Annotated in this window: 26 protein-coding genes; 10 read left to right on the top strand and 16 right to left on the bottom strand. The window is 64.5% G+C overall.

Features of this window, described 5'->3' with window-relative positions; all coding sequences use genetic code 11:
• Window positions 1-42: 42 nt before the first annotated feature.
• Both AC07PT_RS20550 and AC07PT_RS20545 read right to left on the bottom strand, forming a co-directional pair.
• Window positions 43-1,191 carry an acyl-CoA dehydrogenase family protein gene (locus tag AC07PT_RS20550; protein ID WP_492347552.1) on the bottom strand — a complete coding sequence of 383 codons (1,149 nt, stop codon included), beginning with the start codon at window positions 1,189-1,191 and terminating at the stop codon, window positions 43-45.
• Between the two features lie 40 nt (window positions 1,192-1,231).
• Window positions 1,232-2,041 carry an IclR family transcriptional regulator gene (locus tag AC07PT_RS20545; RefSeq protein ID WP_492347553.1) on the bottom strand — a complete coding sequence of 270 codons (810 nt, stop codon included), beginning with the start codon at window positions 2,039-2,041 and terminating at the stop codon, window positions 1,232-1,234.
• A 188-nt stretch (window positions 2,042-2,229) separates the two neighbouring features.
• Here AC07PT_RS20545 and AC07PT_RS20540 point away from each other — a divergent pair, with 188 nt between their 5' ends.
• The 9 genes from AC07PT_RS20540 (at window position 2,230) to AC07PT_RS20500 (ending at window position 9,726) form a co-directional block, all read left to right on the top strand.
• On the top strand, window positions 2,230-3,210 hold the full coding sequence (locus AC07PT_RS20540) for a Bug family tripartite tricarboxylate transporter substrate binding protein (protein WP_492347554.1): 981 nt from the start codon (window positions 2,230-2,232) through the stop codon (window positions 3,208-3,210).
• Window positions 3,211-3,251: 41 nt separating this feature from the next.
• Complete coding sequence (locus AC07PT_RS20535) at window positions 3,252-3,683, top strand: Zn-ribbon domain-containing OB-fold protein (RefSeq protein ID WP_492347555.1); 432 nt, start codon at window positions 3,252-3,254, stop codon at window positions 3,681-3,683.
• On the top strand, window positions 3,680-4,849 hold the full coding sequence (locus tag AC07PT_RS20530; protein ID WP_492347556.1) for a thiolase family protein: 1,170 nt from the start codon (window positions 3,680-3,682) through the stop codon (window positions 4,847-4,849). Before AC07PT_RS20535 ends, AC07PT_RS20530 begins: the two co-directional genes overlap by 4 nt.
• Before the next feature lie 32 nt (window positions 4,850-4,881).
• Window positions 4,882-5,691, top strand: coding sequence for an enoyl-CoA hydratase/isomerase family protein (locus tag AC07PT_RS20525; protein WP_494657920.1), 810 nt, complete (start codon window positions 4,882-4,884; stop codon window positions 5,689-5,691).
• Between the two features lie 34 nt (window positions 5,692-5,725).
• Window positions 5,726-6,541: an SDR family NAD(P)-dependent oxidoreductase gene (locus AC07PT_RS20520; protein ID WP_494657919.1), complete on the top strand. Its 816-nt coding sequence runs from the start codon at window positions 5,726-5,728 to the stop codon at window positions 6,539-6,541.
• A gap of 84 nt (window positions 6,542-6,625) precedes the next feature.
• Window positions 6,626-7,597: a Bug family tripartite tricarboxylate transporter substrate binding protein gene (locus tag AC07PT_RS20515; protein WP_492347559.1), complete on the top strand. Its 972-nt coding sequence runs from the start codon at window positions 6,626-6,628 to the stop codon at window positions 7,595-7,597.
• Window positions 7,594-8,427, top strand: a complete 834-nt coding sequence (locus AC07PT_RS20510) for an SDR family NAD(P)-dependent oxidoreductase (protein WP_494657918.1) — start codon at window positions 7,594-7,596, stop codon at window positions 8,425-8,427. The genes AC07PT_RS20515 and AC07PT_RS20510 overlap by 4 nt, the downstream gene beginning before the upstream one ends.
• On the top strand, window positions 8,424-8,921 hold the full coding sequence (locus AC07PT_RS20505; protein ID WP_494657917.1) for a nuclear transport factor 2 family protein: 498 nt from the start codon (window positions 8,424-8,426) through the stop codon (window positions 8,919-8,921). The genes AC07PT_RS20510 and AC07PT_RS20505 overlap by 4 nt, the downstream gene beginning before the upstream one ends.
• A gap of 16 nt (window positions 8,922-8,937) precedes the next feature.
• Window positions 8,938-9,726, top strand: coding sequence for an SDR family NAD(P)-dependent oxidoreductase (locus tag AC07PT_RS20500; RefSeq protein WP_494657916.1), 789 nt, complete (start codon window positions 8,938-8,940; stop codon window positions 9,724-9,726).
• Between the two features lie 214 nt (window positions 9,727-9,940).
• Here the strand turns inward: AC07PT_RS20500 and AC07PT_RS20495 are convergent, their stop codons facing one another.
• The 7 genes from AC07PT_RS20495 to AC07PT_RS20465 all read right to left on the bottom strand — a co-directional run bounded on the left by AC07PT_RS20495 (window position 9,941) and on the right by AC07PT_RS20465 (window position 18,712).
• Window positions 9,941-11,017 carry a porin gene (locus AC07PT_RS20495; protein ID WP_492347563.1) on the bottom strand — a complete coding sequence of 359 codons (1,077 nt, stop codon included), beginning with the start codon at window positions 11,015-11,017 and terminating at the stop codon, window positions 9,941-9,943.
• A 274-nt stretch (window positions 11,018-11,291) separates the two neighbouring features.
• Window positions 11,292-12,305, bottom strand: a complete 1,014-nt coding sequence (locus AC07PT_RS20490; RefSeq protein WP_494657915.1) for a tripartite tricarboxylate transporter substrate binding protein — start codon at window positions 12,303-12,305, stop codon at window positions 11,292-11,294.
• Between the two features lie 207 nt (window positions 12,306-12,512).
• Complete coding sequence (locus AC07PT_RS20485; protein ID WP_494657914.1) at window positions 12,513-13,841, bottom strand: MmgE/PrpD family protein; 1,329 nt, start codon at window positions 13,839-13,841, stop codon at window positions 12,513-12,515.
• A 1-nt stretch (window position 13,842) separates the two neighbouring features.
• On the bottom strand, window positions 13,843-14,757 hold the full coding sequence (locus AC07PT_RS20480) for an alpha/beta fold hydrolase (protein ID WP_492347566.1): 915 nt from the start codon (window positions 14,755-14,757) through the stop codon (window positions 13,843-13,845).
• Window positions 14,758-14,806: 49 nt separating this feature from the next.
• The gene (locus AC07PT_RS20475; protein WP_494657913.1) at window positions 14,807-16,894 is read right to left on the bottom strand and encodes an acetate--CoA ligase family protein; all 2,088 of its coding nucleotides are present in this window, start codon (window positions 16,892-16,894) and stop codon (window positions 14,807-14,809) included.
• Between the two features lie 3 nt (window positions 16,895-16,897).
• Window positions 16,898-17,689, bottom strand: coding sequence for an enoyl-CoA hydratase/isomerase family protein (locus tag AC07PT_RS20470; RefSeq protein ID WP_492347568.1), 792 nt, complete (start codon window positions 17,687-17,689; stop codon window positions 16,898-16,900).
• Between the two features lie 24 nt (window positions 17,690-17,713).
• On the bottom strand, window positions 17,714-18,712 hold the full coding sequence (locus AC07PT_RS20465) for a Bug family tripartite tricarboxylate transporter substrate binding protein (RefSeq protein ID WP_492347569.1): 999 nt from the start codon (window positions 18,710-18,712) through the stop codon (window positions 17,714-17,716).
• Window positions 18,713-18,854: 142 nt separating this feature from the next.
• Between AC07PT_RS20465 and AC07PT_RS20460 the strand changes: the two genes are divergently transcribed.
• Window positions 18,855-19,664 carry an IclR family transcriptional regulator gene (locus AC07PT_RS20460; protein WP_492347570.1) on the top strand — a complete coding sequence of 270 codons (810 nt, stop codon included), beginning with the start codon at window positions 18,855-18,857 and terminating at the stop codon, window positions 19,662-19,664.
• Window positions 19,665-19,748: 84 nt separating this feature from the next.
• Here AC07PT_RS20460 and pcaF read toward each other — a convergent pair whose 3' ends face one another.
• The 7 genes from pcaF to AC07PT_RS20425 form a co-directional block, all read right to left on the bottom strand.
• Window positions 19,749-20,951 carry a 3-oxoadipyl-CoA thiolase gene (pcaF, locus tag AC07PT_RS20455; RefSeq protein WP_494657912.1) on the bottom strand — a complete coding sequence of 401 codons (1,203 nt, stop codon included), beginning with the start codon at window positions 20,949-20,951 and terminating at the stop codon, window positions 19,749-19,751.
• 27 nt (window positions 20,952-20,978) lie between these two features.
• The gene (locus AC07PT_RS20450; protein WP_492347572.1) at window positions 20,979-21,623 is read right to left on the bottom strand and encodes a 3-oxoacid CoA-transferase subunit B; all 645 of its coding nucleotides are present in this window, start codon (window positions 21,621-21,623) and stop codon (window positions 20,979-20,981) included.
• A gap of 17 nt (window positions 21,624-21,640) precedes the next feature.
• Window positions 21,641-22,357: a 3-oxoacid CoA-transferase subunit A gene (locus tag AC07PT_RS20445; RefSeq protein ID WP_492347573.1), complete on the bottom strand. Its 717-nt coding sequence runs from the start codon at window positions 22,355-22,357 to the stop codon at window positions 21,641-21,643.
• Between the two features lie 112 nt (window positions 22,358-22,469).
• Window positions 22,470-22,907, bottom strand: coding sequence for a hypothetical protein (locus AC07PT_RS20440; RefSeq protein WP_492347574.1), 438 nt, complete (start codon window positions 22,905-22,907; stop codon window positions 22,470-22,472).
• Between the two features lie 91 nt (window positions 22,908-22,998).
• Complete coding sequence (locus tag AC07PT_RS20435; RefSeq protein WP_492347575.1) at window positions 22,999-23,520, bottom strand: carboxymuconolactone decarboxylase family protein; 522 nt, start codon at window positions 23,518-23,520, stop codon at window positions 22,999-23,001.
• A gap of 28 nt (window positions 23,521-23,548) precedes the next feature.
• Complete coding sequence (locus AC07PT_RS20430; protein WP_492347576.1) at window positions 23,549-24,511, bottom strand: Bug family tripartite tricarboxylate transporter substrate binding protein; 963 nt, start codon at window positions 24,509-24,511, stop codon at window positions 23,549-23,551.
• 35 nt (window positions 24,512-24,546) lie between these two features.
• Window positions 24,547-25,347 carry an SDR family NAD(P)-dependent oxidoreductase gene (locus AC07PT_RS20425; RefSeq protein ID WP_492347577.1) on the bottom strand — a complete coding sequence of 267 codons (801 nt, stop codon included), beginning with the start codon at window positions 25,345-25,347 and terminating at the stop codon, window positions 24,547-24,549.
• Between the last annotated feature and the right edge of the window lie 18 nt (window positions 25,348-25,365).

The following is a 25,365-nucleotide window of genomic DNA, read 5'->3' as shown; positions in this document are numbered from 1 at the left end:
GTCTTGTGTTTCGATGCGGCTGCTGCCAGGTGTGCCCGTGCTTCAAGCGATGGCGGAGATGCCGAGGATCTCGCGGCCTGCAATCAAGGTCTGGACCTCGGTCGTGCCCTCTGGAATGGTGCCGCCCCGGGTATCGCGGAAGATGCGTTCGATCGGGTAGTCGGTGGCATACCCCAAGCCTCCGTGCACTTGCATGGCCATGCTGGCCACCTCGTGGGCGGCTTCGGTGGCGTACAGCTTGGCGATCGAGCAGGCCATGCGGGCGTCGGCATTGGCATCCAGGGCCGCCGCGGCGCGCAAGCTCAATGCACGTGCTGCTTCGACGCGGATGGTCATGTCAACGATGAGCTTCTGCACCAGTTGGAAGCTGCCGATGGGCTTGCCGAACTGGGTGCGTGTGCGGGCATAGTCGATCGACAGGTCCAGGGCAGCCTGGGCCGCCCCGACCGCCCCCATGGCGATGTTGACGCGGGCACCGTCCAAGCCCATCAGCATCTTCTTCAGTGCGTTGCCTTCTTCTCCCAACAGGTTCTCGCGCGGGACCTTGACGTTGTCGAAACCCAGTTCTGCCGTGCCGGTGCTGCGCAGGACCATGGTGTCGACCTGACGCACCTCATAGGGGGACACATCACGCTCCACCAGAAAGGTGGACAGCTGCCCCTGGCAGTTGGGGCTGAAGGTGCGGGCCACCACAATCCCGAAATCGGCACTGACCCCATTGGTGATCCACAGTTTGCGGCCGTTGAGCACATAGTGGTCGCCCACCAGATCCGCGCGGGTCTGCACTTGGGCGATGTTGGACCCCGTGCCCGGCTCGCTGATGGCATTGAAGACGCGGCGTTGCGAGCTCAGCAGCGGATGCAAGAAGCGCTGCTTTTGTTCTTCATTGGCCTCCGCTGCCAGCTTGTTGATCGCCGCGTTGGTGATGTTCACCATGGTCCGCAGCGACAGCCAGGTGTAGCCGGCCTCTTCCATGAGCATGGCCCAGGTCATCTGATCCAGGCCCATGCCGCCTTCTTCTTCAGGCAAACGACCCCCGATGTATCCGAATTGGGAGAGCTGTTCGAGCAATTCAAACGGGAACGACTTGTCCCTGTCGTGCTGCGCGACATAAGGTGCGACCTCGGATTTCATGAAGCGGCGCACGCTGTCGCGCAACATTTCCTGCTCGGATGTCAGAACTGAATACATGGGATGTGTCTCCTGTAGGTGAAATGAAAATGACTGGGTTCTAGGTTGGACTCGTGTCCTTGGTGCCTGCGCCTCGGCGCCCTGGGGCCGATCGCAGTGCCGGTGCTGGACTCACAGGGTGCAAGACAAGGGCTTGCACCTCTTTCAATGCCTGCAGGCAGGCCTCCTGGTTTTGACGCAGTCGCTCCGTGGGCCCGGCAATGGACAAGGCCAGTGGCTCATCCCCGACGTAGCCCGCCACGGCCAAGGCGGCAAGACCGTCAAAGCCCTCGTTCTCGACCCAGCTCCAACCGAGGGTCCGCGCCTGTGCCACTTGGTCTTCGAGCGTTTTCAGGTCGGTGATCGTGCCTTTGGCGATCTGCTTGAGCGGCTTCAGTCGAAGCTGGCGTGCCGCTTCTTCAGGCGTTCCCAGGGCCAGCTCGGCCTTGCCGAGTGCCGAGACATGAAGGGCGATCTTGTTGCCGACGTTGTCCACGTAGCGCAGTGGATGGGTGCCTTCGGCAAAGGCCAGCACTTTCACGACACCGCCTTCGATCCGACCACACAGGCCCGTCTCGCCGGTCTTGTCGCGCAGCAGCTCGCAGGCTTCGGTGGCGACCGCAAACAGTGAATCCCCGGCGGCGATGCCTTTGGCCACGGTGAGCAGGCGAGCGGTCGGATAGAAGCGCCGGGTTCGGGCGGTGCGCATCAGGTAGCCCAGCTCATGCAGGGTGTGAAGCAGGTCTGAGCAACTGCTTTCGGGCAGGTCCATCAAGCGCGCGAGGTCCGAGTTGGACAGCTCCCGACGCTCACGGGCAAAGACTTCTAGCAAGGACATGGTTCTGGCTGCGGCTGGAACGATCGTAGGCATGAATTTCTCCGAAATTTCGTAGTAACCAACGAATGATATCTGCGGGTATGGCGATCAGATTCCCTTTGTTAAGTCATTTGTTGTGATTTGTGCCTGCTGATCTCTGTAAATTTGCTGTTGCTGTTCTACGATATGTCGGTGTATTCTACGATCCATCGAATAAATTTAGCAAGAAACAGGAGACATCGATGGCCCTTTCAAAACGAAATCTGTTTGCCATGGCGCTCGCTGCGCTGGCCAGTGGAGGCCTGCACGCAGCCAGTGATGCCTGGCCCAGCCGGCCCATCACCTTGGTGGTGCCCTTTCCCGCGGGGGGCATCACGGACAGCACCTCGCGGCTGATCGCCAAGCTGCTGTCGGCCCAGTTGGGGCAGGCGGTTGTCGTGGACAACCGACCCGGAGCGGGGGGCTCCATCGGGGTGGAGTCGGCGGTGCGGCAGCCAGCGGACGGCTATACCTTGATCTACGGAACCCAAGGCACCCACGCGGCCAACCTGGCGCTGTACAAGAACGTGCGCTATGACCCGCTGAACGACTTCGTGCCGGTGCACGCCTTGTCGGAGGCGCCGTTGATGCTGGTGATCAACCCGGCGCGCCCGTTCAAAACGGTGCCCGAGCTGATCGCCTACGCCAAGGCCAATCCGGGCAAGCTCAATTTCGGCTCTGCCGGGCCGGGGACCGGGACGCACCTGACCGCCGAGCTCTTTCAATCCGCGGCGGGGATCAAGATGACCCACGTGCCCTACAAAGGGAGTGCGCCGGCCTTGAGCGACCTGATGGCCGGCAATCTCGACCTGATGTTTGACTACCCGGCGGTGGTGCTGCCCTTTGTGCAGGCGCAGAAGTTGAAGCCGCTGGCCGTGACCTCAAAGGCCCGGTTGTCGGGTTCGCCTGACATCCCCACCGTGGCCGAACTGGGCCTGGCCGATGCGGAGGCCAGTGTCTGGTCTGCTGTGTTTGTGGCGGCCAAGACGCCCCCCGCCATCGTCAAAAGACTGGCCGATGAAATTGCCAAGGTCATCGTCCACCCCGAGATGCTGCAGAGCGGCGAGAAGTTCGGCACCGTTCCGCTCTCCGGCCTGCGAGAGGCCAAGTTGGCCGCCTTTGTGAAGTCAGAACTGACGCGCTGGCGGGCCGTCGTTCAGCAATCCGGCGCCAAGCTCGATTGACAGGTCCGACCTCTCATCCATTCCCCAAGCATCCTGAACACATGACAGAACCCCAAATCCTCTACAAGTCATTGCATCCGTCGCTGTACACCCTGGCCGACGATGGAAGTTCGTTGAACTTCTATTTCGCGCGTTGCAGCCATTGCGGCGGCTTCAGCTTTCCGGCCAATGCGCCGGGCTGCATGCACTGCGGTGCCGTGATCGACGAAGCCGACAAGCTGCTGCTGCCCGGGCAGGGCACCTTGCTTGAATGCGTCACCCTGCATGTCCCCCTGGTGCCAGGCATGCCGACCCCCAGCATTGCTGGCGACATCCTGCTTGCCGAAGGGGTGGTCGAAGAGGGCGTCATCGCAGTCTCGGATGAGCGCGTCCTGAAGCCCGGCATGCGCTTGAAGGCCGTGGCCGAAATGGAGCCTGGCGAGGGCGTCTATGCCTGCCGCTTCGTGCCCATGCAAGAGGAGGTGTCGCAATGAGCACGACTTCGAACCAGGCGGGCAATTGGCTTGATGCCAACGGTGGCGTCTTCATCGCCGGCATCGGGCTGCATCCCTATCAGTTTCCTTCAGAGACACCCTATACCGCGCTGGGTCTCACGGCGGTCAGGGCGGCCCTGGCAGATGCAGGTCTGAGCTGGCCTGCCGTGCAGAGTGCTTATGTGGGAACCACCTCCATCGGCATGGCTGCAGGCCGGGTGATGTTGCGGCACCTCGGCTCCACGGGGCTCAGTGTGACCCAGGTCGAGAACGCGTCGGCCTCCGGTTCATTCGCGTTTCGTCAGGCCTGCATGGAAATCGCCACGGGTGTCAGCGATGTGGTGTTGGCGGTTGGGGTCGACAAGCATGGTGACGGCCGCCGCGCCGCCAACAAGGACGGCCTGGAACGGTTGAGCGAAACCGCCACGATCCCGGCGGTCAAGTTCGGCATGATGGCTCGCCAATACCTGCGCGAACGGGGGGCCAGCGTGGCCGAGATGGCGAACGTCGCAGTCAAGAACCACGCCAACGCCGCGCGCAATCCATTTGCTCAATTTCGCAAGCCCCGCACGCTGGAGCAGGTCCTGGCCTCACCCCGGGTGGTGGGCGACCTCACCGTGCAGCAGTGCTGCCCTCGTGGCGAGGGCGGGGCGGCGCTGATCTTGGTGTCCGGGCAGGCCATCCGCCGACTGGGGCTGGATGCGCGTCGCTGCATCCGGGTGCGGGCTTCGACCGCGGCCAGCGAGCGACCGGAGACCCGCTATGGCGAGTCGGCCGTCGATCTGGTGCAACTGTCGGCCCGTGCAGCCTGCGAGCAGGCCGGTATCTCGGCCAAGGAGCTGGACCTGCTGGAACTGCACGACGCCTTCTCGGTCGAGGAGCTGCTCTACAGCGAAGCCATCGGTGTCTGCGATCCCGGCGAAGGGGCCCGCTTCCTGGCCCAGGGGCATTCACAGATCGGTGGCCGATGCGCCATCAATGCCTCAGGGGGGCTGATCGGCATGGGCCACCCCCTGGGGCCGACCGGCATTGGCCAACTGGCGGAAATCACCCGGCAGTTGCGGGGCGAGGCCGAAGGCCGACAGCAACCCCAGGCCCGCTGGGGCATGGCCCACATGATCGGGCTGGGCTCGGTGTCGATTGCCCACGTGTTGTCTGCAGGTTGAAGTGTTCCCACCCCCTTTTTCGAGAACTCAGCATGAAAAACGACGACATTCAAGATCTGGGCACCCTGCTGTACGAGGTGCGCGAGCGGGTCGCCATCATCACGCTCAATCGGCCCGAGCGCATGAACACGCTGGGCGGCACCATGAAGCAGGACCTCGCCCACGCGTTCTTCGGGCTGGCCCGCAACTATGAGCAGGTCCGCGCCGTGCTCATCACCGGCCAGGGCGACAAGGCCTTCTGCGCCGGGGCCGACATCAAGGAGCGTGCCAACGAGGTGGTGAGCGGGCCGGAGCACTTCGTGCGTCAAAAGGCCACGCACGACCTGTTGCGCAACATCGAGGAATTCGAGAAGCCCGTCATCGCGGCCATCAACGGTGTGGCCCTGGGCGGCGGGCTTGAGGTCGCCATGTGCTGCGACCTCCGGATCGCGGCGTCCCATGCCCGCTTCGCACTCCCTGAGATCAAATTGGGCGTCATCCCGGCCGCCGGTGGGACCCAGCGTCTGCCCCGCCTGATCGGCGAGGCCCGTGCCAAAGAGATGATGTTCATGGCCGATCTGATCGATGCCGCCACCGCCGAACGCTATGGGTTGGTCAGCCGTGTGGTCGAGCCCGCCGATCTGATGCCGACCGCCCTGGCCTGGGCGCAGCGCATCGCCCGCCATCCGCCGCTGGCGGTCCTGTTTGCCAAGCGAGCCATCAATCGAGGCATGCAGACCGATCTCGACTCGGGCCTGGAGTACGAGCGCTATGCCTCCGCCATGGTCGTCGACAGCGAGGACCGCATCGAAGGCATGCGTGCCTTTGTTGAAAAGCGCGAGCCTCAATTCAAAGGGCGTTGAGCCCACCCACCAACCTCATGACAGGAAATCAAAAATGAAACTCGGACTGAACGGACAAATCGCGCTGGTCACTGGAGGCGGCCAGGGGGTCGGACGACAGATCTGCCTGGAACTGGCCTCGGAGGGCGCGCGGGTCGTCGTGAATGATCTGTTCGCTGAGCGAGCCAACGCCGTGGCTGCAGAGATCCACGCTGCTGGTGGTCAAGCCTTGGCTGCCCCGGCTGACATCACCCAGCAGGAAGAGGTCGCGGCCATGGTGGCCCAGGCTGCCCAGCATTTCGGGGGGGCGGTCACCGTGCTGGTGAACAACGCCGGCATCATTCCCGAGCGACGCGAGAAGGGCGGACGCACCCCCCCATTTGTCGACATGCCCGTGGCCGACTGGGCCAAGATCGTCAATCTCAACGTCTACGGCACCCTGCATTGCTGCCATGCCGTGTTGCCAGGCATGGTCCAGTCCAGGCACGGCCGCATCGTCAACATCATCTCTGAGGCCGGCCGCATCGGTGAGGCCAACATGGCGGTCTACTCCGGGGCCAAGGCGGCCATTGCAGGCTTTGCCAAAGCCCTGGCGCGTGAGCACGGTCGCCACGCCATCACGGTCAATTCGGTGGCTTTGGGCGCGGTCTCGCACGAGGGCATCAAGGACGGTCCGCTGAGCATCCACGCCACCGTCGAGAACAACGAACTGCTGGGCAAGATGCTCAACGCCTACCCCATCTCCAAGGGCGTGGGCCGGCTCTCGCGACCCGACGATGTGTCGGGTGTGGTCGCCTTCCTGGCCTCGGAGCGGGCGCTTTTCATCACCGGTCAGACCCTGGGCGCCTCTGGCGGCTTCGCCATGGTCTGAGCCCCCACTGTGGGGCTCGGTGGCGAGCCCTTGTGTCAGGCGCACGCCCCGCAGAGGGCGTGCTCGAAAAAAGGAGACAAACCCATGATCAATCGCCGTGCCACGCTGCTTTCGTTGAGCGCGATGGCCCTCTCGCCCAGGTCGCAGGCTCAGGCCGACTACCCCCAGCGGCCCATCACCCTGGTCGTGCCGTTTTCGGCCGGCAGCGTGGTCGATGTGCAATCACGCCTGGTCGCGCGTGAGCTGAGCGCCCGATTGGGTCAGCCCATCATCGTCGACAACCGCGTGGGTGTCAGCGGCTCGATCGGTGCCGAGTATGTGGCCCGGGCGGCGCCTGATGGCTACACCCTGCTGATCGGTACCCAGGGCACCCAGGGAACCAACAGTGCCCTTTACAAGACCATCCGCTACGACCCGGTCAAAGACTTTGTGGCCGTCCATGGCCTGGCCGGCAATCCCAATGTGCTGGTGGTCAACCCGGCGCGCAAGTTACGCAGCGTGTCCGACCTGATCGAGTACGGCAAAAGGAACCCGGGCAAACTGAATTTCGGCTCGGGAGGCAACGGGACCTCGGGCCATCTGTGTCTGGAGCTGCTCCAGACCATGACCGGCGCACGTTTCACGCACGTGCCCTACAAGTCCACCTCGGCGGCCATCATCGACCTCATCGCGGGCAACGTCGATGCCATGTTCGACTTTGTCCAGACCTCGCGTGCCCACATCCGTGATCAGAAGATCAATGCGATCGCCGTGACCAGCCCCAGCCGGGTGCGGGCGCTGCCGGAGGTTCCCACCATGATCGAATCGGGTTATGCGGCGGTGGAGGCCCTCAGTTGGGGGGGCGTATTTGCCCCGGCCAACACGCCAGCCGCTGTCGTCCGGCGCCTCTCCGACGAGGTTGGCAAGGTCATGGCCATGCCCGAGGTCCAGGCCGCCTTTGACGCCGTCTCCAGCGTGCGCCTTGGCATGCCCCACGAGGCGTTTCAGGCCTTTGTGATCAGTGAAGCCAGCAAATGGACCGAGATCATCCGCCGGTCCGGGGCGAGCCTCGAATGAGCCACTTATCCGTCGCCGTGGTCACTGGCGCAGGAAGTGGCATCGGGCGCGAGCTGGCGTTGGCCTGCGCGCGCAAGGGCATGGCCGTCGTCATCGCCGATGTCGAGCCCGCCCCGCTGGCCCAGACCCAGGCCCTGCTGGACGCGCTGGGCACGCCTTGCCTGGCCCGCCTTTGCGATGTGGCTCAGGCCCACGAGGTTGAAGCCCTGGCCAACGCCACCTGGGATCGGTGGGGTGGTGTGGACTGGCTCTTCAACAATGCCGGGGTGGCCGTGCTGGGACGTGCGTGGGAGGCCACTGAGGCTGACTGGCATTGGCTCTTGAGCGTCAACCTGCTGGGTGTGGTCCATGGCGTGCGCAGCTTCGTTCCACGCATGCTGAGCGCTGGTCGGGCTGCCCATGTGGTCAACACCGCCTCGGCCGCAGGCCTCGCGTCGGTGGCGGGCTCGGCCGTGTATGCCGCCAGCAAGCATGCGGTGGTCGGCTTTTCGGAATGCCTGGCCAAGGATCTCGAATTGGTCGGCGCGGCCATCGGGGTCTCGGTGCTGTGCCCTTCGCTGCTGCCGACCGGCATCCATGCGTCGGGCCGCAATCGACCGACTGACCTGGGGCCGGCCGGCCCCACCCGTGCCCTGCACGAGGAGCGTGTGCGAGCCGGCATGGCGGCCTCGCCCATCGGCGCGGCCGATGTGGCCCGCCTCACGCTCGAAGCCATTCGGAGCCGGCGCTTTTATGTGCTGCCCCATGCACACACCGCCGCGTCTGTGGCGCAGCGTGCCGAAAAAATTCTTGCCGACCATCGACACATCCACCAGGAGAACCTGCCTTGACCCACCCGACCAACGCCACCCCGTCAGAACCTGCCGATCGCTATGCCATGCTGCTGGCCCGACTGGAGCGCCTTGAAAGCATCCAGGCCATCCAGGCCCTGCGCGCCCGCTACCACGAACTGGTCAACGAAGACCAGGGACCCAGGCTCCATGAGCTGTTCGCCCCCGACGCCACCGTCGCCTATGGCGGTCGGCCTGCCGTCCAGGGACGGGACAACATCCAGGCCTTTTTTGCATCCTTTCCAGTTCAGACCGCCCGCCAGTTCATTCACAACCACATGGTCGAGGTCGATGGCGACCGCGGAACCGGCTACAGCTACCTCGATGGTCGCCCCGTGCGCGATGGCAAGAGCTTTTATGTCGTGGGTCGTTTCGACGACGAGTACGTACGCTTGCAGGGCCAGTGGTTCTTCCAGAGCGTCACCTTGCACGTGCACTACATGATCGAGGCCGCCGAGCACTGGGAAAGCCTCATTCCTCTCAAGAAAAACTGAACCGGAGCCTGCCATCATGCGTTTCCCTTCTCTTTTTGATCTCAGCGGCAAGCATGTCCTGGTCACCGGCGCCGCCAGTGGCCTTGGCCTGGCCATTTCGGAGGCGATGCTCGAAGCCGGGGCCCAGGTGCTCATGTCGGACATGAATCTGGATTTGCTGCAGGCCCAGGCGCAGCGTTTGAAGACCCGTCATCCAGACCTGAGCTGTGTCGGCCTGGATGTCGGCGATGCTGCCGCCGTGGATCGGGTCGTCGACAACATGGCGGCCGAGGGGCCCATCGACTGCGTCTTTGCCAATGCCGGCATCAGTGCGGGCCGGGGTTTCATCGTGAGCGCCGGCCAGTTGGAGAACATCGATCTGGCTGCGTGGGACCGTGTGCTTCAAGTCAATCTGCAAGGCGTCATGAGCACCCTGCGCGCCGCCGTCCGGCACATGAAGCCTCGCAAAAGCGGGCGCATCATCGTCACCTCGTCGATCGCAGGCCTGCGTTCGGAGTCGCTCTCGGGTTACGCGTACATCGCGTCCAAGGCCGCCGTCAACAACCTGGTGCGCCAGGCCGCGGTCGAGCTGGCACCGCACAACGTGCTGGTCAACGCGATTGCCCCGGGCCCGTTTGCCACCGAGCTCAATGGTGGCCGCCTGCGGCTGCCGGAAAGCGTCGAGCGCATGCGCACGCACATTCCCATGGGCCGGATGGCCGACCCGCAGGAGATCAAAGGGCTGGCCCTGCTGCTGGCGTCGCCAGCGTCGAGCTACATGACCGGTGCGGTCATCCCGATTGATGGGGGTGCCAGCGCGCGTTGAGGGCGTTCGCCATGTGATTGGCTCGGTCGACGAAGCGACCGATGTTGACATCAGCCGCTGGGCCGGGGGACTGGGTGAGGCTCGTGGAGGTCATGAACCCCGCCATGCCCTGATGGCTGGGCAGCCCTTGGCCAGCGCCGAGCAACTGGCGTTGGCGGTCCTAACGCCGTTTCCTCATAAGCGGTCGTTGTCCGTTTGAGGCTGCGTGGGTGTCTCAGAATGTGTGTTTGATACCCGCGGACAAGCCGGTGCTGCTGCTCTTGAGGCCAGCGCCCTGATAGGCATTCTTCCACTGCGTGCTGTCGGCTTCAAGGTAGACCAGGGACCGATTCGACAACTTGTATTCGAGGAACGCGATGGTGCGGTTGTAGCCGTCGTCGGCATTCGCTGTACGCGAGCGGTTCACCCGGTAATGGCTGACCAGCAGGTCCAACTGCGGCGTGAGTGGCCAGGAGCCGCCCAGGCCCAGAATCTTGTTGGTCGTCTTCGCGGTGGTCGATGTGTCAGCTGTGTGGCCGCTGTAGGTGATGTTCAGCTTGCCGGCTGCCACAGGCACGGCAATCCCGCTGACAAAGCCATTGAGCGTCAGGTTGGTGGCTGTCTTGAACTGGTGGTAAGCCACGGTGGCCTGAAGCACGTTGCTCCTGTAGTCCAGGCTGGCCCCATTGGAAGACAGCTTGCTGTTGCTGTCGGCCTGGTTGCCGAACGCGTGCATCACGCGGGCCGTGGTATTGCCAAAGCTGTAGGCGTATTTCGCCGAGTTGTCGAGGCGATAAGTGCCCGTGCTGGAACCCGAGGCGCCGTACTCGGCACCCAGTTGGTGGGCGCTCAAGGCCGACAGCGCCACGTTGGGGTTCAAGCCTGCAAAGCGGGTGGCCAATGGGTCGACCGGGAAGATGGCATCGGACAGCAAGGTATTTTGTCGACCGACAGTCAGTGTTCCCAGGTCACCCTTCAGGCCCGCAAACGAGCCTCGGTCAAAGAACTTGCTGGTGTTGGAGGTGGTGCCGTTGTTGATGTTCAGGCCCGACTCCAGAAAGAACAGGGCGGAAAGCCCGCCGCCCAGATCTTCGGTGCCGCGAAAGCCCAGACGGCTGGTGGTGTTGATACCGCTGTTCACCATGTTGGCGTTGCCGGCGGAGCGAACGTTGGATGGATCCAGGCCGGAAGCCGTCCGAACACCTGCATCCATGATCCCGTAAAGGGTCACCGAGCTCTGTGCATGACTATGCGGGGCGGCCAACAGGCATGCCAGCAGCGAAGCTGTTTTGAGGCTGTTTGGGCTTTTCATCTGTTTATCTCCTTGGATCCATCGATCTCGGTTTTGGGTTGGTTCGGTCACGGCGGGTTGGTGCTGTGCACTGCACTGAACCCGGCACAGGCACAGGGTGCAGAGCCGGGGGCGCAAGCCCTTTGCAGTGGCTGCTCAGGGCTTGAGTAGCTTAGGTGCTGGTCTGTTTCTGCACCATGCCGTATTTCCATTTGATGGAAATTGTGGGGGTGAATGAAAAACGGATTCTGGGCCTCCGCTGCCAGGGGCTGAGCGGCCTTTGCATGGGCGCAATTCAATCCAATGTGACCTTGCCTTCGACAACCACTTTCCGCCATCGGGCGATGTCCGCTTCCAGAAAGCGCTGGGTTTGCGCCGGTGGGGCCATCGCAAGCCGAAGCCCTTCCTTGGCCAGTTTGGCCACGTAGGCTGGAGTTTGAGCGGCCTTCTGCAATGCTTCGTACACGCGGTTGAGGGTGGCCTCCGGGGTGGCGGCCGGCGCCAGCAGGGCGTACCACACCTCGGCTTCGAAACCTGGCAGGGTCTCCGCGACCGTGGGGACTGATTGGTAGAGGGGTGTGGTGCTGCGTTGCACCGAGGTCACCGCCAAGGCCCGCATCTTGCCCGCCTCGACAAACTTGGCGACCCCTCCGGCAGTGCCGAACAACAGGTCGACCTGGCCGCCCATGAGATCGGTGTACGCCGGGCCTGCGCCTCGGTAGGGCACGTGGGTGATGTCCACGCCTGCCATGCTCTTGAACAACTCTGCAGCCAGGTGGACGGCCGAGCCGTTGCCGGAAGACGCGTAGCTCAACTTTCCAGGGGAAGATCGAGCGGCCGATATGACATCAGTCAAGGTCTTGAAGGAGCTCTTTGCGTGTGTGACCACGACATTGGGGCCGCGGCAGATAAGGCTGATGCCTTTCAAATCGTGCTCGGTGCTGTACGGCAACCTGGGCACCAGGGAGGCATTGATCGCCACGGCCGAGGTGGTCATCAACAAGGTGTGGCCATCCGCGGCCGCCTTGGCGACCAGGTCTGAGCCAATGACCGTGCCGCCGCCCGGCTTGTTCTCCATGAAGACGGGCTGTCCCAAGGCTTGCTGCATGCCCTCCAGCAAGGCACGCCCAATGACGTCGGTGCCACCGCCCGGCGCAAACGGCACCACGATGCGCACAGCCCTTGTCGGATAGGGCTCTACGGCCCGGGCGGGTGGGCTGTGCAACGCAGCCCAAGCCAGGGTGCTTGCGCCGCTCAGGCCCGAGCCCAGGCGGATCAGCACTCGGCGACGGGCATTGTCGGCCGACATTCTCTGCGCAGGCCGCGATGCATCGGTTGCCGCCATCTCTGGATTTGAAGCTATGTTCATGAGGTGCTTTGAGGGGGCTGCAAGCAAGCGATCCGGCGTGGCTAGGCAGATCGCGTCGCGGGCTGTTGCAAGGCGATGGGGAGGCGGCCGCTCAGATCGCCTGAAAGCCAGGCTTCGGGCGCATGAGCTGGCCCGGTGGCATGGGGTTCAGCGTGGCAGCACGGCCAACTCGTCCAGGCGCCAAAGTTGCGTCAGCAGGGCCTGTGCGCTGGCCTGCCCGATGACGGGGCTGGCCAACTCCAGGTACTTGTCGTTGAGTTCCTGGTCGCTCAAAGGCAGCTCAGGGTCGCCCTTGCGGTTGGCTTGCAGGTGTTCAAGGCGTGTGCCGTCCCGCATGACCAGCGTGACACGGGCTGCGCGCTGGGCCGGAAAAGCTGCGTCCAGGGCCGGGTCCACGCTGACCGTGGTGCGTTGCATCAGCGCCCGGGTCTCGGGGTGGTCGACCCGATCGGCCTCGTAGGCCGCCAGACGCACACTGCCATGGGTGAAGGCCGTGGCGACGACATAGCTCAGGCTGAACCGGGCCTCGTTGAGCGTGGTAGGCTGCAGGTAGCACGCAATGTCCAAGGCCGGCTTGTAGGTGGCCACATGAACCTCGGCGATCTCGTCGGGCCGGCAGGCGTGCTGTTGCCTGAGTTCCAGCGCCGCATCAATGGCCGCGAAGGTGTGCCCACAGCCGATGTGGTTCTTGAAGGTCAGCCGGGTGATGTGGAAGTCCTGGCCCAGCGTGCTGGCCACCAGCGACCAATCCACCCCTTCGCTCATGGCGGCCCCCAGGCCTGCCTCGCCATCGAGCACGTCCAGCGATCCGGTGACGCCCCGGGCCGCCAGCTGTGCTGCCAGCAAGCCGGCCTCGGCGGCGCGTCCGGCGTGCAGGGGTTTGGACATCGAGTCCATCCTGAACGCCTGCTGCAGCCCGGCTGCAAAGGTGGCCGCGGTCGCCAGCGCATGGGCCATGCCGGCTTCGTCGAGTTGCAGCAGGGTTCCCACTGAAGCAGCGGCACCGAAGGTGCCGATGGTCCCGGTGTTGTGCCAGTGGGTGTAGTGGGGACGGCCCATGGCAACGCCGATCCGTGTCGAGACCTCGTAGCCCGTGACCACCGCGCGCAGAAACTGCAGGCCCGTGGCATGGCGCTCATGCGCTGCCGCCAAAGCGCCTGCAATGGTGGCCGCGCCGGGGTGGTACATCGCTTCGCGGAAGCTGTCGTCGACCTCGGCGGCATGGGCGGCTGTGCCATTCAAAAGGCTTGCCGCTTTGGCGGTGGCGCTGCGGCCGACCCCCACCCAGGATGAGCCTCGGTCCAGGTCTTCGCTGAGCACATCGACCAACTGGGGAACAGGCGCCACGCTCAGGCCTGGGTACAGGGAGGCATACCAGTCAATCACAGCCCGCTTGGCGTGGTGCAGCACGTGGGCGGGTAGTGGGTGCAGGTGCAGCGACACGGCTGCTTGTGCAAGCCGTTGGGTTGCGTACATCTTATTTCTCCTGAAGGGTGGGGGCCTGCAGCCAGTCGTTGAGCAAGCCGTTGCATCGTTCTGCAGCCTCGAACTGAACCCAGTGGCCCACCCCTTCCAGGGTGTGTGCAGTGCAGGCTGAGCGGCGGGTGTTGAGCCGTTCCATGACGGTCAGTGGATCGGCGGTCACATCGTGTTCGCCCCAGACCAGCAGCAACCTGCCGCTGTAGCTGGCGAGCAGATCCGACAAGCCAGCGGCTCGGGACAAGGGCTTGCTGCGCAAGCGTGTGTGGGTACAGGCGTTGGTGTGAATCGTCAATGCCAGATCGTCGACCTGCGAGGCTTGATGAACCATGTGCATCAGCAGGTTGTGGCGCATCACGGCGCTAAGGGCCTCGTGGTCCTGGGTCTTGAGCGCTGGCCGCCAGGGCAACAGGTCGCCCTTGGGGCGCCTGGGGCCGCCGTGGCCGGCAGGGCCCAGCAGGGCCAGCCGAGGGACGGCAGGCCTCAGGGCCGCCACCTGGGCCGCGACCAGGCCACCGAACGAGAACCCGACCAAGGTGATCGGCGTGGACTCGGGGAGCAGAGCGCCCAAAGTCTGCCGGGTCATCTGTGCTACCGCCTCCAGCGAGGGTTGCGCGGGCAGATCGGATTCCCCAAAGCCCGGCAGGTCGGGAACCCACACCGTGTGCCGGGTGCCCAGCGCGATCACATTGCGTGCCCAATGCATCCAGCATCCGTGGCCACCGTGCAGCAACACCGCAGGGGGGCCGCTGCCCCAGCGGCGCCAGATCATGGCGCGGCCATCCAGCTCGACGCGATGGCGTTGCCCGATGGCGGCCAGAGCATCAAGCCATGCCCGGCTGGTGAGTGCGTCGCCTGTCATGGCTTGAAGGGCACGACAGGCGCCAGGTTGCTGGCGCAACACAGGCTCCATGGGCTCCAGAGAGGCCAGAGTGGCCCCGCTTGGGCTGCGGCCTCGGGGGTCATGCTGCCAGCACGACCACGCCATCGGCCGCCCTCACCCCCTGGCCTTGGGGCAGGACGAAGAGGGGATTGATCTCGGCCTCCAGCAGGCGATCGCCGAGTTGGGCCGCCATGTTCGAGAACGCCACAATCGCCTCCACCAGGGCTTCGACGTCTGCCTTGGGGCGTCCGCGGTAGCCATCGAGCAGCGGCCAGGTCTTCAGTTCACGGGCCATGCTCAGGGCTTCTGTGCGGCTCAAGCCGCCTTGCGGGGGCAGCAGACGCAGGCAGGTGTCCTTGAAAAGCTCCGCCGTCACCCCCCCCATGCCCAGCAGGATGGCGGTGCCCAGGGCGTCGCGGCTGGTCCCCAGAATCAGCTCGGTTCCCCCGCTGACCATTTGCTGGACGAGAAAGCGCTCGGGCTTCTTGTGGGTGTGGGCCAGTACCTGCTGGGTCATGGACGCCAGGCGCTCGCCAATCGTGTCGGGGCTCAGGTTGGTGGCCACGCCGCCCACGTCGCTCTTGTGAGTGATTTCGGCGGAGAGGATTTTCAGCACCACCCGGCCGCCCAGCTCCAGGGCCGCGCTTTGCGCCTGTGCCGGTGTGCTGACCACTCTTTCTGGTGCGCAGGGGACCCGGAACCGGGCGAACAAGACCTTGGCTTGCGCTTCATCCAGTGAGCCGCCGGGCAGGTCGTCCACGGGCACCGGCGCTGCGGCCACCGTGTTCGCATCCGACGCCTGCCACATGGTTCGGTGGAGCAGGGCGGTCAGTGCCGAGGTGCAGCTCTCTGCCGCGGCAAAGGCCGGCACACCGCGCTGGGTGAGCAGGGCCGCCACGTCCGGCGCATGGGGGCTGACGTAGGCCATGATGGGCTTGTCAGACAGGGGCAGGCAGTCTTGGATCGCGCCGGCCATCAGTTCGGGCATGGCCAGGCTGGACGAGCCAACGATGATCACGAGGGCGTCATAGCTCGGGCTGGTCAGCAGTGTCTTGATGGCGCCCCGCAGCAGATCGGGGCGCAGTCCGGCCAGGGTCACATCGATCGGGTTGCGGTCCAGCACCGCATGGTCGCCTGTTTGCAGGTCACGCAGGGCTTGTGCGGTGGCTGCATCGGGGGCCGGTGTCTCGAAACCCGCCATGCCCAGATCGTCGGATACCAGGGTCCCGGCGCCACCGGTGGAGGTCAGGATGGCTACCCGCCGGCCAGCCAGCCGGCGCCCGGTCTGCAAGGCTGCTGGGATGTCGAGCAGGTCAGCAAAGGTGTCGGCACGGATCACCCCCACTTGTTTGAACAGTGCGTCGTACATGCGATCGGCTCCTGCCATGGCGCCGGTGTGCGACACCGCGGCCTGGGCACCGGCTTCGGAGCGTCCGATCTTGAAGGCCACGATGGGCTTGCCTGCCGCCGCGGCGCGCAAGGCAGCCGCCCGAAACTTGGCCGGGTTGCGCACCGTCTCGATGTACAGGGCGATCACCTTGGTGGCCTCGTCGTCCACCAGGTGGTCGATGAAGTCGGCCAATTCGAGGTCCACCTCGTTGCTGGTCGAGATCAATTTTGACAAGCCGATGCCCCGTGCCGCGGCCCGTGACAGCAGCGACCCCAGGATACCCCCGCTTTGTGAAACCACACCGATCGAGCCCACGGGAAACGTGTCCATCTCCAGCGCACCGGTGGCCGACAGCACGATCTTGTCCGTCAGATTCACCAGCCCGATGGTGTTTGGTCCGAGCAGGCGCATGGGGCCTGCGGCCTCCAACAGTTCTTGTTGACGACGTGAGCCCACAGCCCCTGTTTCGGTGTAGCCGCTGGCCAGCACAATGGCTGCCGCGGTGCCGCGTGCCGACAACTCGCGCACGGCCAGATGGGCACGCTCCGCGCCCAGCAGCACGATGGCCACATCGGGTACTTCGGGCAGCGAGGCCACATCGGGGTAGCACTTGAGTTCACCGATGTGGCTGACCTTCGGGTTCACGGGGAAGATGCGGCCGGCATACCCGTGCTTGAGCAGGTAGGACACCGGCCTGCCTGCGGTCTTGCTGGCATCGGCCGAGGCACCGATGATAGCCACGCTGCGCGGTCGAATGAGTCGTGCGATAGCGCTCATGGGTCATTCCTTCACGGCGGATTTGGTCAGGAAGGCCTCCACCGAGGCCCGGTGCTCGGTGCTGGTGTAGCAGATGCCCTGGGCCTGGCTGCCCTGGGCGAAGACCTGCTGCGCAGTCATCTCGAAACTCTGGTTCAAGATGGTCTTGCCCAGGGCCAGCGCGGTGGCCGACCCCTGGCTCAGTTCGGTCGCCCAGGCCTGGGCTTCTTCCAGCAGTCGCTCAGCGCTTGTCTTGCGATCGACGATGCCCAGGGCCAGTGCCTCGTCCACATTCACCTTGCGGCCGGTGAAGATCAATTCCTTGGCCTTGGGCAGTCCGATGCGGCGCGGCAGGAAGTACATGCCACCGCCATCCGGGATGATGCCCCGGTGGATGTAGGACCAGCTGAAGTCGGCCCACTCGTTGGCGATGATGAAGTCACAGGCCAGCGCCGTATCGGCCCCCAGGCCCGATGCTGCGCCATTGACGGCTGCAATCGTCGGCTTGGGCATGGTGTGCAGCAGCGCTTGGGTATGGTGCACACGCTGCTGGCGCTTCCAGCCATTGAAGCCCACTTCGCCAGCGGGCGCGTTCATGCGCCGCTGCATGCCTGCGATGTCGCCGCCGGCGCAAAAGCCTTTGCCATTTCCGGTCAGCACCAAGGCGCGGATGGACGGCGTGCTGCTGACGTATTCCAGGGCCTCGATGAATTCGGAGCGCATGTCGTCGCTCATGGCGTTGCGCTTGTCGGGGCGGTTCAGTGCCAGGGTCGCAATGCCGTTGGCTTGCTGCATTTCAAGGTATTGGAAGTTCATGGGTGGGGTCCTCGAAGCTGGTTCTCAATCTGCGGTGATGTTGTTGTCTTTCACAACCTTGCGCCAACGGATCTCTTCGCGTTTGGCGTAGGCATCGAAGTCCTGGGGCAGGCCGCCTTTGATGACCAGGCCCTCGTTCTCGAGTTGCTTCTTGAAGGATTCAGTCTGTACAGCCTTGTTGGCGGCGGCATTGAGGCGGGTGATGACGTCCTTGGGCGTGCCTGCCGGGGCAAACAGGCCGTACCAACTGTCTGCCACGTAGCCCGGCACGCCACTCTCGGCAATGGTGGGCACATTGGCCAGGTTGCGGGCCTTGGACCGTGTTTCGGTGGTCACTGCAATGGCGCGCAACTTGCCGCTTTCGACCAGGTTGCCGACGGCGGAGGCCGTGGCAAACATCATGTCCACCTGCCCGCCCATCAAATCTGTGAGCGCGGGCCCGGCGCCGCGGTAGGGGATGTGCAGGATGTGGGTGTTGCTGAGGTTCTTGAACAACTCGCCCGCAAGATGCGCCGACGTTCCCGCCCCCTGTGAGGCGAACGACAGCTTGCCAGGGCTGGCTTTGGCCGCGTTGATGATGTCCTGTACGGTCTTGAAGGGGCTCTTGGCGTTGACCACCAGCACGTTGGGTGACACCCCCACCAGCATCACCGGCGTGAACGCCTTCTCGTACACATACGGCAGCTTCGACTGGATGCTGGGGTTGACCACGTGGGCCAGAGTGGCCATGACCAGGGTGTAGCCGTCGGGGGCGCTCTTGGCCACGGCATCGGTTCCGATGATGGTGGCGCCGCCAGGCCTGTTGTCGATGATCACTGATTGACCGAGGTCCTGCCCCATGGGCACGGACATCGAGCGAGCCACCAGATCCGTGCCGCCGCCGGGCGCGAAGGGCACCACGATGCGTATCGGGCGCTCAGGGTAGCCGGCCCAGGCCAGGGCGGGCACCAGGCAGGCAATGGATGCCGTGAGGGCCAGCGTCATGCTGCGTCGTTTGGCGACGCAGAACAGGGGTTTGTTCATGTCTCTTGTCTCCTTTATAGGCCCTGTGCCTGGCGTTCCGGGAGAGGGCGCACAAGCGGGCTGATGGCTTTGAAGCGTAGCTGCATGGGCTTAGAATTGCACCCACCAATTTCCAATGGTTGGAAATAATGGAGGTTCTGAGATGACGACTGACCTGCCCATGGAGGGTCGCAAGGGCCACCATGAAGACCCAGTTCTCAACCGGTCGTTGGAGCGGGGCATCGAGATCCTGCGTGCCTTTCGGCCCGGTGCGGACCTTCTTGGCAACGGCGAAATCGCTGAACGCACCGGTCTCTCGCGTGCGACCGTGAGCCGGCTGACCCAGACCCTGGTCTCAGGGGGGCTGCTTCAGCATGATCGTTCGCAGCGCGCCTACCGCCTGGCCCCTCTGGTCTTGAGCTTGGCCCATGCCATGCGTTCGGGCTCCCTCGCCATGCAGGTGGCCGCCCCGTTGATGCGCAAGACGGCAGAGCACCTTCGGATCAATGTGGGCCTGGCCGTGCCTGATCGCGATGAGATGGTCTACCTTGAGTCTGTCCGGTACAACAAGAAAGTCGCCTTGCGCAGCGTGGTCGCAGGGCAGCGGGTGCCTATCGAATTGACCTCGCTGGGGTTTGCCTACCTGTGCTCGCTGGAAAATGGCGCCCGTGAGGGCGTCTTGCAGCGCATTTCCATGCTCCGACCTTCGTCCTGGCAAGAGGCCAGCCAGCAGGTCGATCGGGCATTGAAGCATCATGAAAAACATGGCTTTTGTGTCGCCTCGTGGCAACCCGAGGTGGTGGCGGTGGCGACACCTCTTGCGGTAGAGGGGTACCAGGTGCTGGTGTTGAACATGAGCCTCTCCACCTCCAGTTCCATGCGGGAAGTTGCCAAGGAGTTTGGCCCTTGCCTGATGCGTTTGAAGGAAGAGATCGTGGCGGCCTTGGACATGACGGGGCCTGACGGCCAGTGAGAGGCGCTCTGGCTTGTGCCACCCGGTGGTGAACCATCCACACAAGCCCACGCCCCCTGGCAAGCGGCCCAACGCCGGCCAGGGTTACTGCCTCTCCAGTACCACGGCGATGCCTTGCCCAACCCCGACGCGCATCGTGCAAAGCGCATACCGCCCGCCCGTGAAATGCAGACGGTTGATGGCCGTCGCCACCAGGCGCGCACCGGAGGCCCCCAAAGGGTGACCCAAGGCAATCGCACCACCCCAGGCATTGACGCGGGCATCCTCATCGCTGATGCCAAGCCCGCGCAACACGGCAAGGCCCTGTGCCGCAAAGGCTTCATTGAGCTCGACGACGTCCATCTGTTCCAACGTCAACCCGGTCTGAACGAGCACCCTCTGCACCGCGGGGGTGGGGCCGTAGCCCATGATGCGCGGGGCGACGCCCGCCGTGGCCATGCCGATCACCCTGGCCCGAGGGGTCAAGCCGTGCAGCTTGGCGCCCATTTCGCTGGCCAGTAGCAAGGCGCAGGCCCCGTCATTGACCCCGGAGGCATTGCCGGCCGTCACGGTGCCGTCGGGCCTAACCACCCCCTTGAGCCGGGCCAGCGCTTCCAGGCTGGTCGAGCGAGGGTGTTCATCGTGCTCGACCATGATGGGGTCGCCCTTCTTCTGAGGGACCTGCACCGGACAGATCTCCCGTGCCAGGTGCCCGGCTTGCTGGGCCGCCACGGCGCGCAATTGGCTGTTCAGGGCCATTTGGTCCTGGGCTTCGCGGCCGATCTTGAAATCGGTGGCTACGTTTTCGGCGGTTTCCGGCATGGAGTCCACGCCGTACAGCTGCTTCATGAGCTTGTTCACGAAGCGCCAGCCGATCGTGGTGTCATAGACCGCGTTGGCCCGCGAGAAGGCCGACTCGGCTTTGGGCATCACAAAAGGCGCGCGGCTCATGCTCTCCACGCCGCCCGCGATCATGAGCTGGGCTTCGCCCGACTTGATGGCGCGTGCCGCAGTGCCGATGGCATCCAGGCCCGAGCCGCACAAGCGGTTGATGGTGCTCCCTGGCACCGCCATCGGCAGGCCGGCCAGCAGGCTGGACATGCGCGCCACGTTGCGGTTGTCTTCGCCGGCTTGGTTGGCACATCCAAAGATCACATCGTCGATACGCGACCAATCCACCGTCAGGTTTCGGCTCATCAGCGCGCGCAGCGGGATCGCTCCCAGATCATCAGCACGAACGCTGCTGAGGGCGCCGCCATAGCGACCGAAAGGGGTGCGAATCGCATCGCAAATATAAGCTTGGGTCATGGGGTACCTTGTTCAGTGGCTTGACGATCAGGCCTGGATGGGCAGGCCGATCAGGCGCTCGAGCTCGGCGTGCGCCAGGCCCGGCACCATGTCGATCAGCTTCAGCCCCTGGGGCGTGCAGGCCAGCGTGGCCAGGTCGGTGTAGATGCGCTTCACGCAGGCCACGCCGGTGAGCGGGTAGGTGCAGGCCGGCACGATCTTGCTGGCCCCCTGCTTGGTCAGCAGGTCCATCATCACCCAGGTCTGCTTGGCGCCCACGGCCAGGTCCATGGCCCCGCCCACGGCCGGAATGGTGCCGGCCTCGCCCGTGCTCCAGTTGGCCAGGTCGCCGTTGGCCGACACCTGGAAGGCGCCCAGCACACAGATGTCGAGGTGGCCGCCACGCATCATGGCAAAGCTGTCGGCATGGTGAAAGAAGGCGCCGCCCGGCAGCAGGGTGACCGGCTGCTTGCCGGCGTTGATGAGGTCGTAGTCCTCCTGACCAGGGGCCGGTGCCGGGCCCATGCCCAGGATGCCGTTCTCGCTGTGCAGCACCACCTCGATGCCGGCGGGCAGGTGGTTGGCCACCAGGGTGGGCTGGCCGATGCCCAGGTTGACATAGGCACCGTCGAAGATGTCTTGCGCCACGCGGCGGGCGAGCTCGTCTTTGCTGCGTCGTGTGTAGGGGCTCATGGGGGATGTCCTCGGGTTCAAAGGGCGGCTTTGAAGCCACCGGCCTGAGTGGCGGTGCGCTCGATCTTCACGATGTGCGAGACGAAGATGCCGGGTGTGGCGATGGCCTCGGGGTCCAGCTGGCCCAGCTCGACGATCTCGTGCACGGTGGCCACGGTGCGTTGGGCGGCGGTGGCCATCACGGGGCCGAAGTTGCGCGCGGCCTTTCTGAAGCAGAGGTTGCCCCAGCGGTCCCCACGCTCGGCCTTGATGAGGGCCACATCGCCATGGATGGGGTACTCCAGCACATAGGGCTTGCCGTTGATCACGCGGGTCTCCTTGGGGCTGCCGTCGGGGTTCCGGGCCAGTTCGGTGCCGAAGCCGGTGGGGGTGAAAAAAGCGCCCACGCCAGCGCCTGCGGCGCGCAGGCGCTCGGCCAGGTTGCCCTGGGGAACCAGTTCGAGCTCGATGCGGCCGCTGCGGTAGAGCTCATCAAACACAAACGAGTCGGCCTGGCGCGGAAAGCTGCAGATGATTTTGCGCACGCGACCGGCCTTGAGCAGGGCGGCCAGGCCCGCATCGCCGTTGCCGGCGTTGTTGTTGACCACGGTGAGCTCACGAGCGCCATGCTCGATCAGGCCGTCGATGAGTTCGTTGGGGATGCCGGCGGTGCCAAAGCCGCCGATCAGAACGGTGGCGCCGTCCTGGACCGTGCTCAGTGCCTCGGCAACGGAGGCCGCAATCTTGTTGATCATGGATGTCTCTTCTTTGGGATGTGCCCAGGCACGAGGCTGAAGCTGGGTGGCAAGTGGGGACGGGCATGCCACGAAGGCCGCGCCACACCATGGCGGCCCCTTCGCTGAGCCCTCAGGGCGCGCGCCTGAACAGGGTTCTTTGGGTGTTGCGAAACGCAGGCCGGACCCGGTCGCTCCATGGGGTGGCCCGCACCTTCAACCAGGCCGGGCTGCCCAGCACTTCGGCGTGAATCAGGTCGTAGCAGGCAAAGTAGCGTGGCCGTCCGGACTCCTGTCGATAGCGCACGGCCCTGACGGTGCCGGGTACCGAGGCCAGGCCGGGCAGGTGCTCCTGCTCATACCAGGCATTGAATTCGGCCTCCATGTCGGGCAGCACATCGGTCTCCACCACGTAGTGAAAGCCTGCCACCTGCTGGCCAGCGCTGCCCAGCAGTGTTTGCAGGGTGTGCAGCGAGAACACGCTGTTGTTCGTGTCCTCCTGTACCCATTGCGGCAGTTCATTCAGGTAGCGGTAGCTCAGATCCTGCTCCAAGGCGTTCCAGGCGCGCACGATGGGCGTTGCAAGCCCTTGGGACGGCCATTCACTGGAGTGGGGGCGTTTGACAAGCCAGAGCTGTGACATGGGAGGGCCTTTGCCGGGTTCAGTGTTCGACGTTCAGGGCCACCAACAAGCGCGAGACCATGTTGTAGGCCGCCACAGTGGCCACCAGCTCCACCGTGCCCTGGGCGTCAAAGTGGGTCTGAATGCGCGCCATCAGAGCGGCCGGCACAGTGATGTCGCGGGTCATGGCGTCGGCCAGTTCCAGCACCAGGTGCTCCAGGGGGGTGAACACCCCCGACAGAACAGGGCTGCGGTTGGCCGCGATTTTCTCGCTGCTCACGCCGGCCTTCTCTGCGTGGGGAATGTGGGCATCGAATTCAAACGTGGCCTGGTTCAAGACTGCCACGCGCAGGATGATCAGCTCGCGCAGGTCGGCGGGGATGCTGGTTTGATTGCGCACGGCGGTCAACATGCGCTCCCACCCCGAGGCGATGGGGCCGCTGTTGAGCAAGACCTGGTACAGCAAGGAGATGCGCCCGCGCTCGGCCAGGATGCGGCCTTCGACTTCGGCCAGCTCAGGGCGGGTGCCGGGGGTGACCAGGGGAACTCGAATGTGGGTCATGGGACAGTTTCTTTCAGTCTGGCGGCGGTCAGTCGGGTTTGATGTTCTTGGCCTTGATCAGCGCGGCCCATTTGTCCGCGTCTTTCTTCTGCAGGACGGCCAGCTCCTGAGGCGTGGAGGGGGCCGGTTCGGTGCCGGCCTTCAGCAACTTGTCTCGGATGGCCGGGTCTGCCAACGTCGTGCGCAAGGCCTTGTTGATCGCATCAACCACCTCGGGAGGGGTCTTGGCTGGCGCAAACAGGGCGTACCAATTGTTGGTGTCGATGCCTTTGATGCCTTGCTCTTCCAATGTCTTGACATCGGGAAGGGCCGGGTGCCGCTTGCTGGACGCCAGCCCCAGGGGCTTGAGGCGGCCGCCCTTGATGGCCGGCAGCAGTCCAGCCACGTCGCCAAACAGGCCGCTGACCTGGGCACCCATCAGGTCGGTGATGGCGGGCGCGGCCCCTTTATAGGGCACGTGAAGCAGCTTGGCGCCGGTGGCATCCACCAACTGTTCGATGGCCAGGTGCGGGATGCTGCCGGTCCCGGTCGAGGCGAATGGGGTGGGGCTGGATTGACGCTTGCTGTTGGCGATGAATTCGGCGGCGTCCTTCGCCGGGTTGTTCGCGTAGGTCACCATCAGCTCGACGTTGTTGGCCACCAGAGACACGGGGGTGAAGTCACGTGCCAAGTTGTAGGGCAGCTTTTCATACAAGCCGCCATTGATGGCGGCGGCCCCCACGCTGGTGAACCAGAGCGTGCTGCCATCGGCCGGTGATTTCATCACGTCGGTGGCGCCGATGGCGCCATTGGCACCGGGCTTGTTGTCCACCAGCACGGTTCGGCCCAGCTCTTTGCCCAGGCGCTCGGAGATTGTGCGTGCCACGGCATCGACCGGCCCGCCGGCCGTGAACGACACCACGATCCGGGTGGTCTTGTTCTGGGCGTGGGCTGGCCACAGGGGTGTCAGTGCCAGCAGCACCGCCGTGACGGTCATCATCTTCTTGAACATATCGATTTGTCTCTTTTTATGCGGTCATGCAGGGGTCAGTCGCAACGAGCCGTCATGCCGCCGTCGACCACCAGTTCGGTCCCGGTCACAAAGCGGGCGTCGTCACTGGCCAGGAACAGCACAGCGCTGGCCGTGTCGCGACCATCGCCCATGAAGCCCAGTGGAATGCGCTTCAGGCGCTGGGCCAGCAAAGCGTCCACGTCGCCACCGGTGCGCTGTTTGGCCAGCCGGGTTTCGACCATGGGCGTGTGCAGCTGACCGGGTACAACCGAGTTGACGCGCACACCGTCGGGGGCATGTTGAACCGCCACCACTCGCGACAGGTGGATCACCCCGGCCTTGGTGGCTGCATAGGCGACCTGGGCACTGCCCGTGAAGCGAAGGCCGGAGGTCGAAGCGATGTTGACGATCGAGCCACTCTTCTTGGCAATCAGGGTCGGCAGCACATGCTTGCAGGTCAGGAACACGCTTTTGAGGTTGATGTCGATTTGCAGGTTCCAGGTTTCCTCTGCCAGTTCAACCGGTCCGCCGGCAGCCGATCCGCCCACGTTGTTGACCAGAATGTCGATGCTGCCGTAGGTGTCGATGCAGGCCTTGGCCATGGCGGCCACGCTGTCGCTGCTGGTCACGTCGCACACCCAGGGGGTGATGGAGGCGCGGGCATCGCCCGCCAGCTCCAGGGTTTCGTCCAGGCGGGCGCGGTCACGGTCCACCGCCAGCACTTTCGCGCCTTCTTCGGCCAGGCGGACCGCGATGGCACGGCCATTGCCCCAGCCTGCGCCCACGCAGCCGGCGCCGGTCACGATGGCTACTTTGTTTTCAAATCGACGGCTCATGTCAGGTCTCCAAATTGA

This window comes from Curvibacter sp. GW821-FHT09D12 (genome assembly GCF_059416245.1).
Note: the sequence above shows the minus strand (reverse complement) of the source record. Positions and strands in the feature narration are given on the sequence as shown.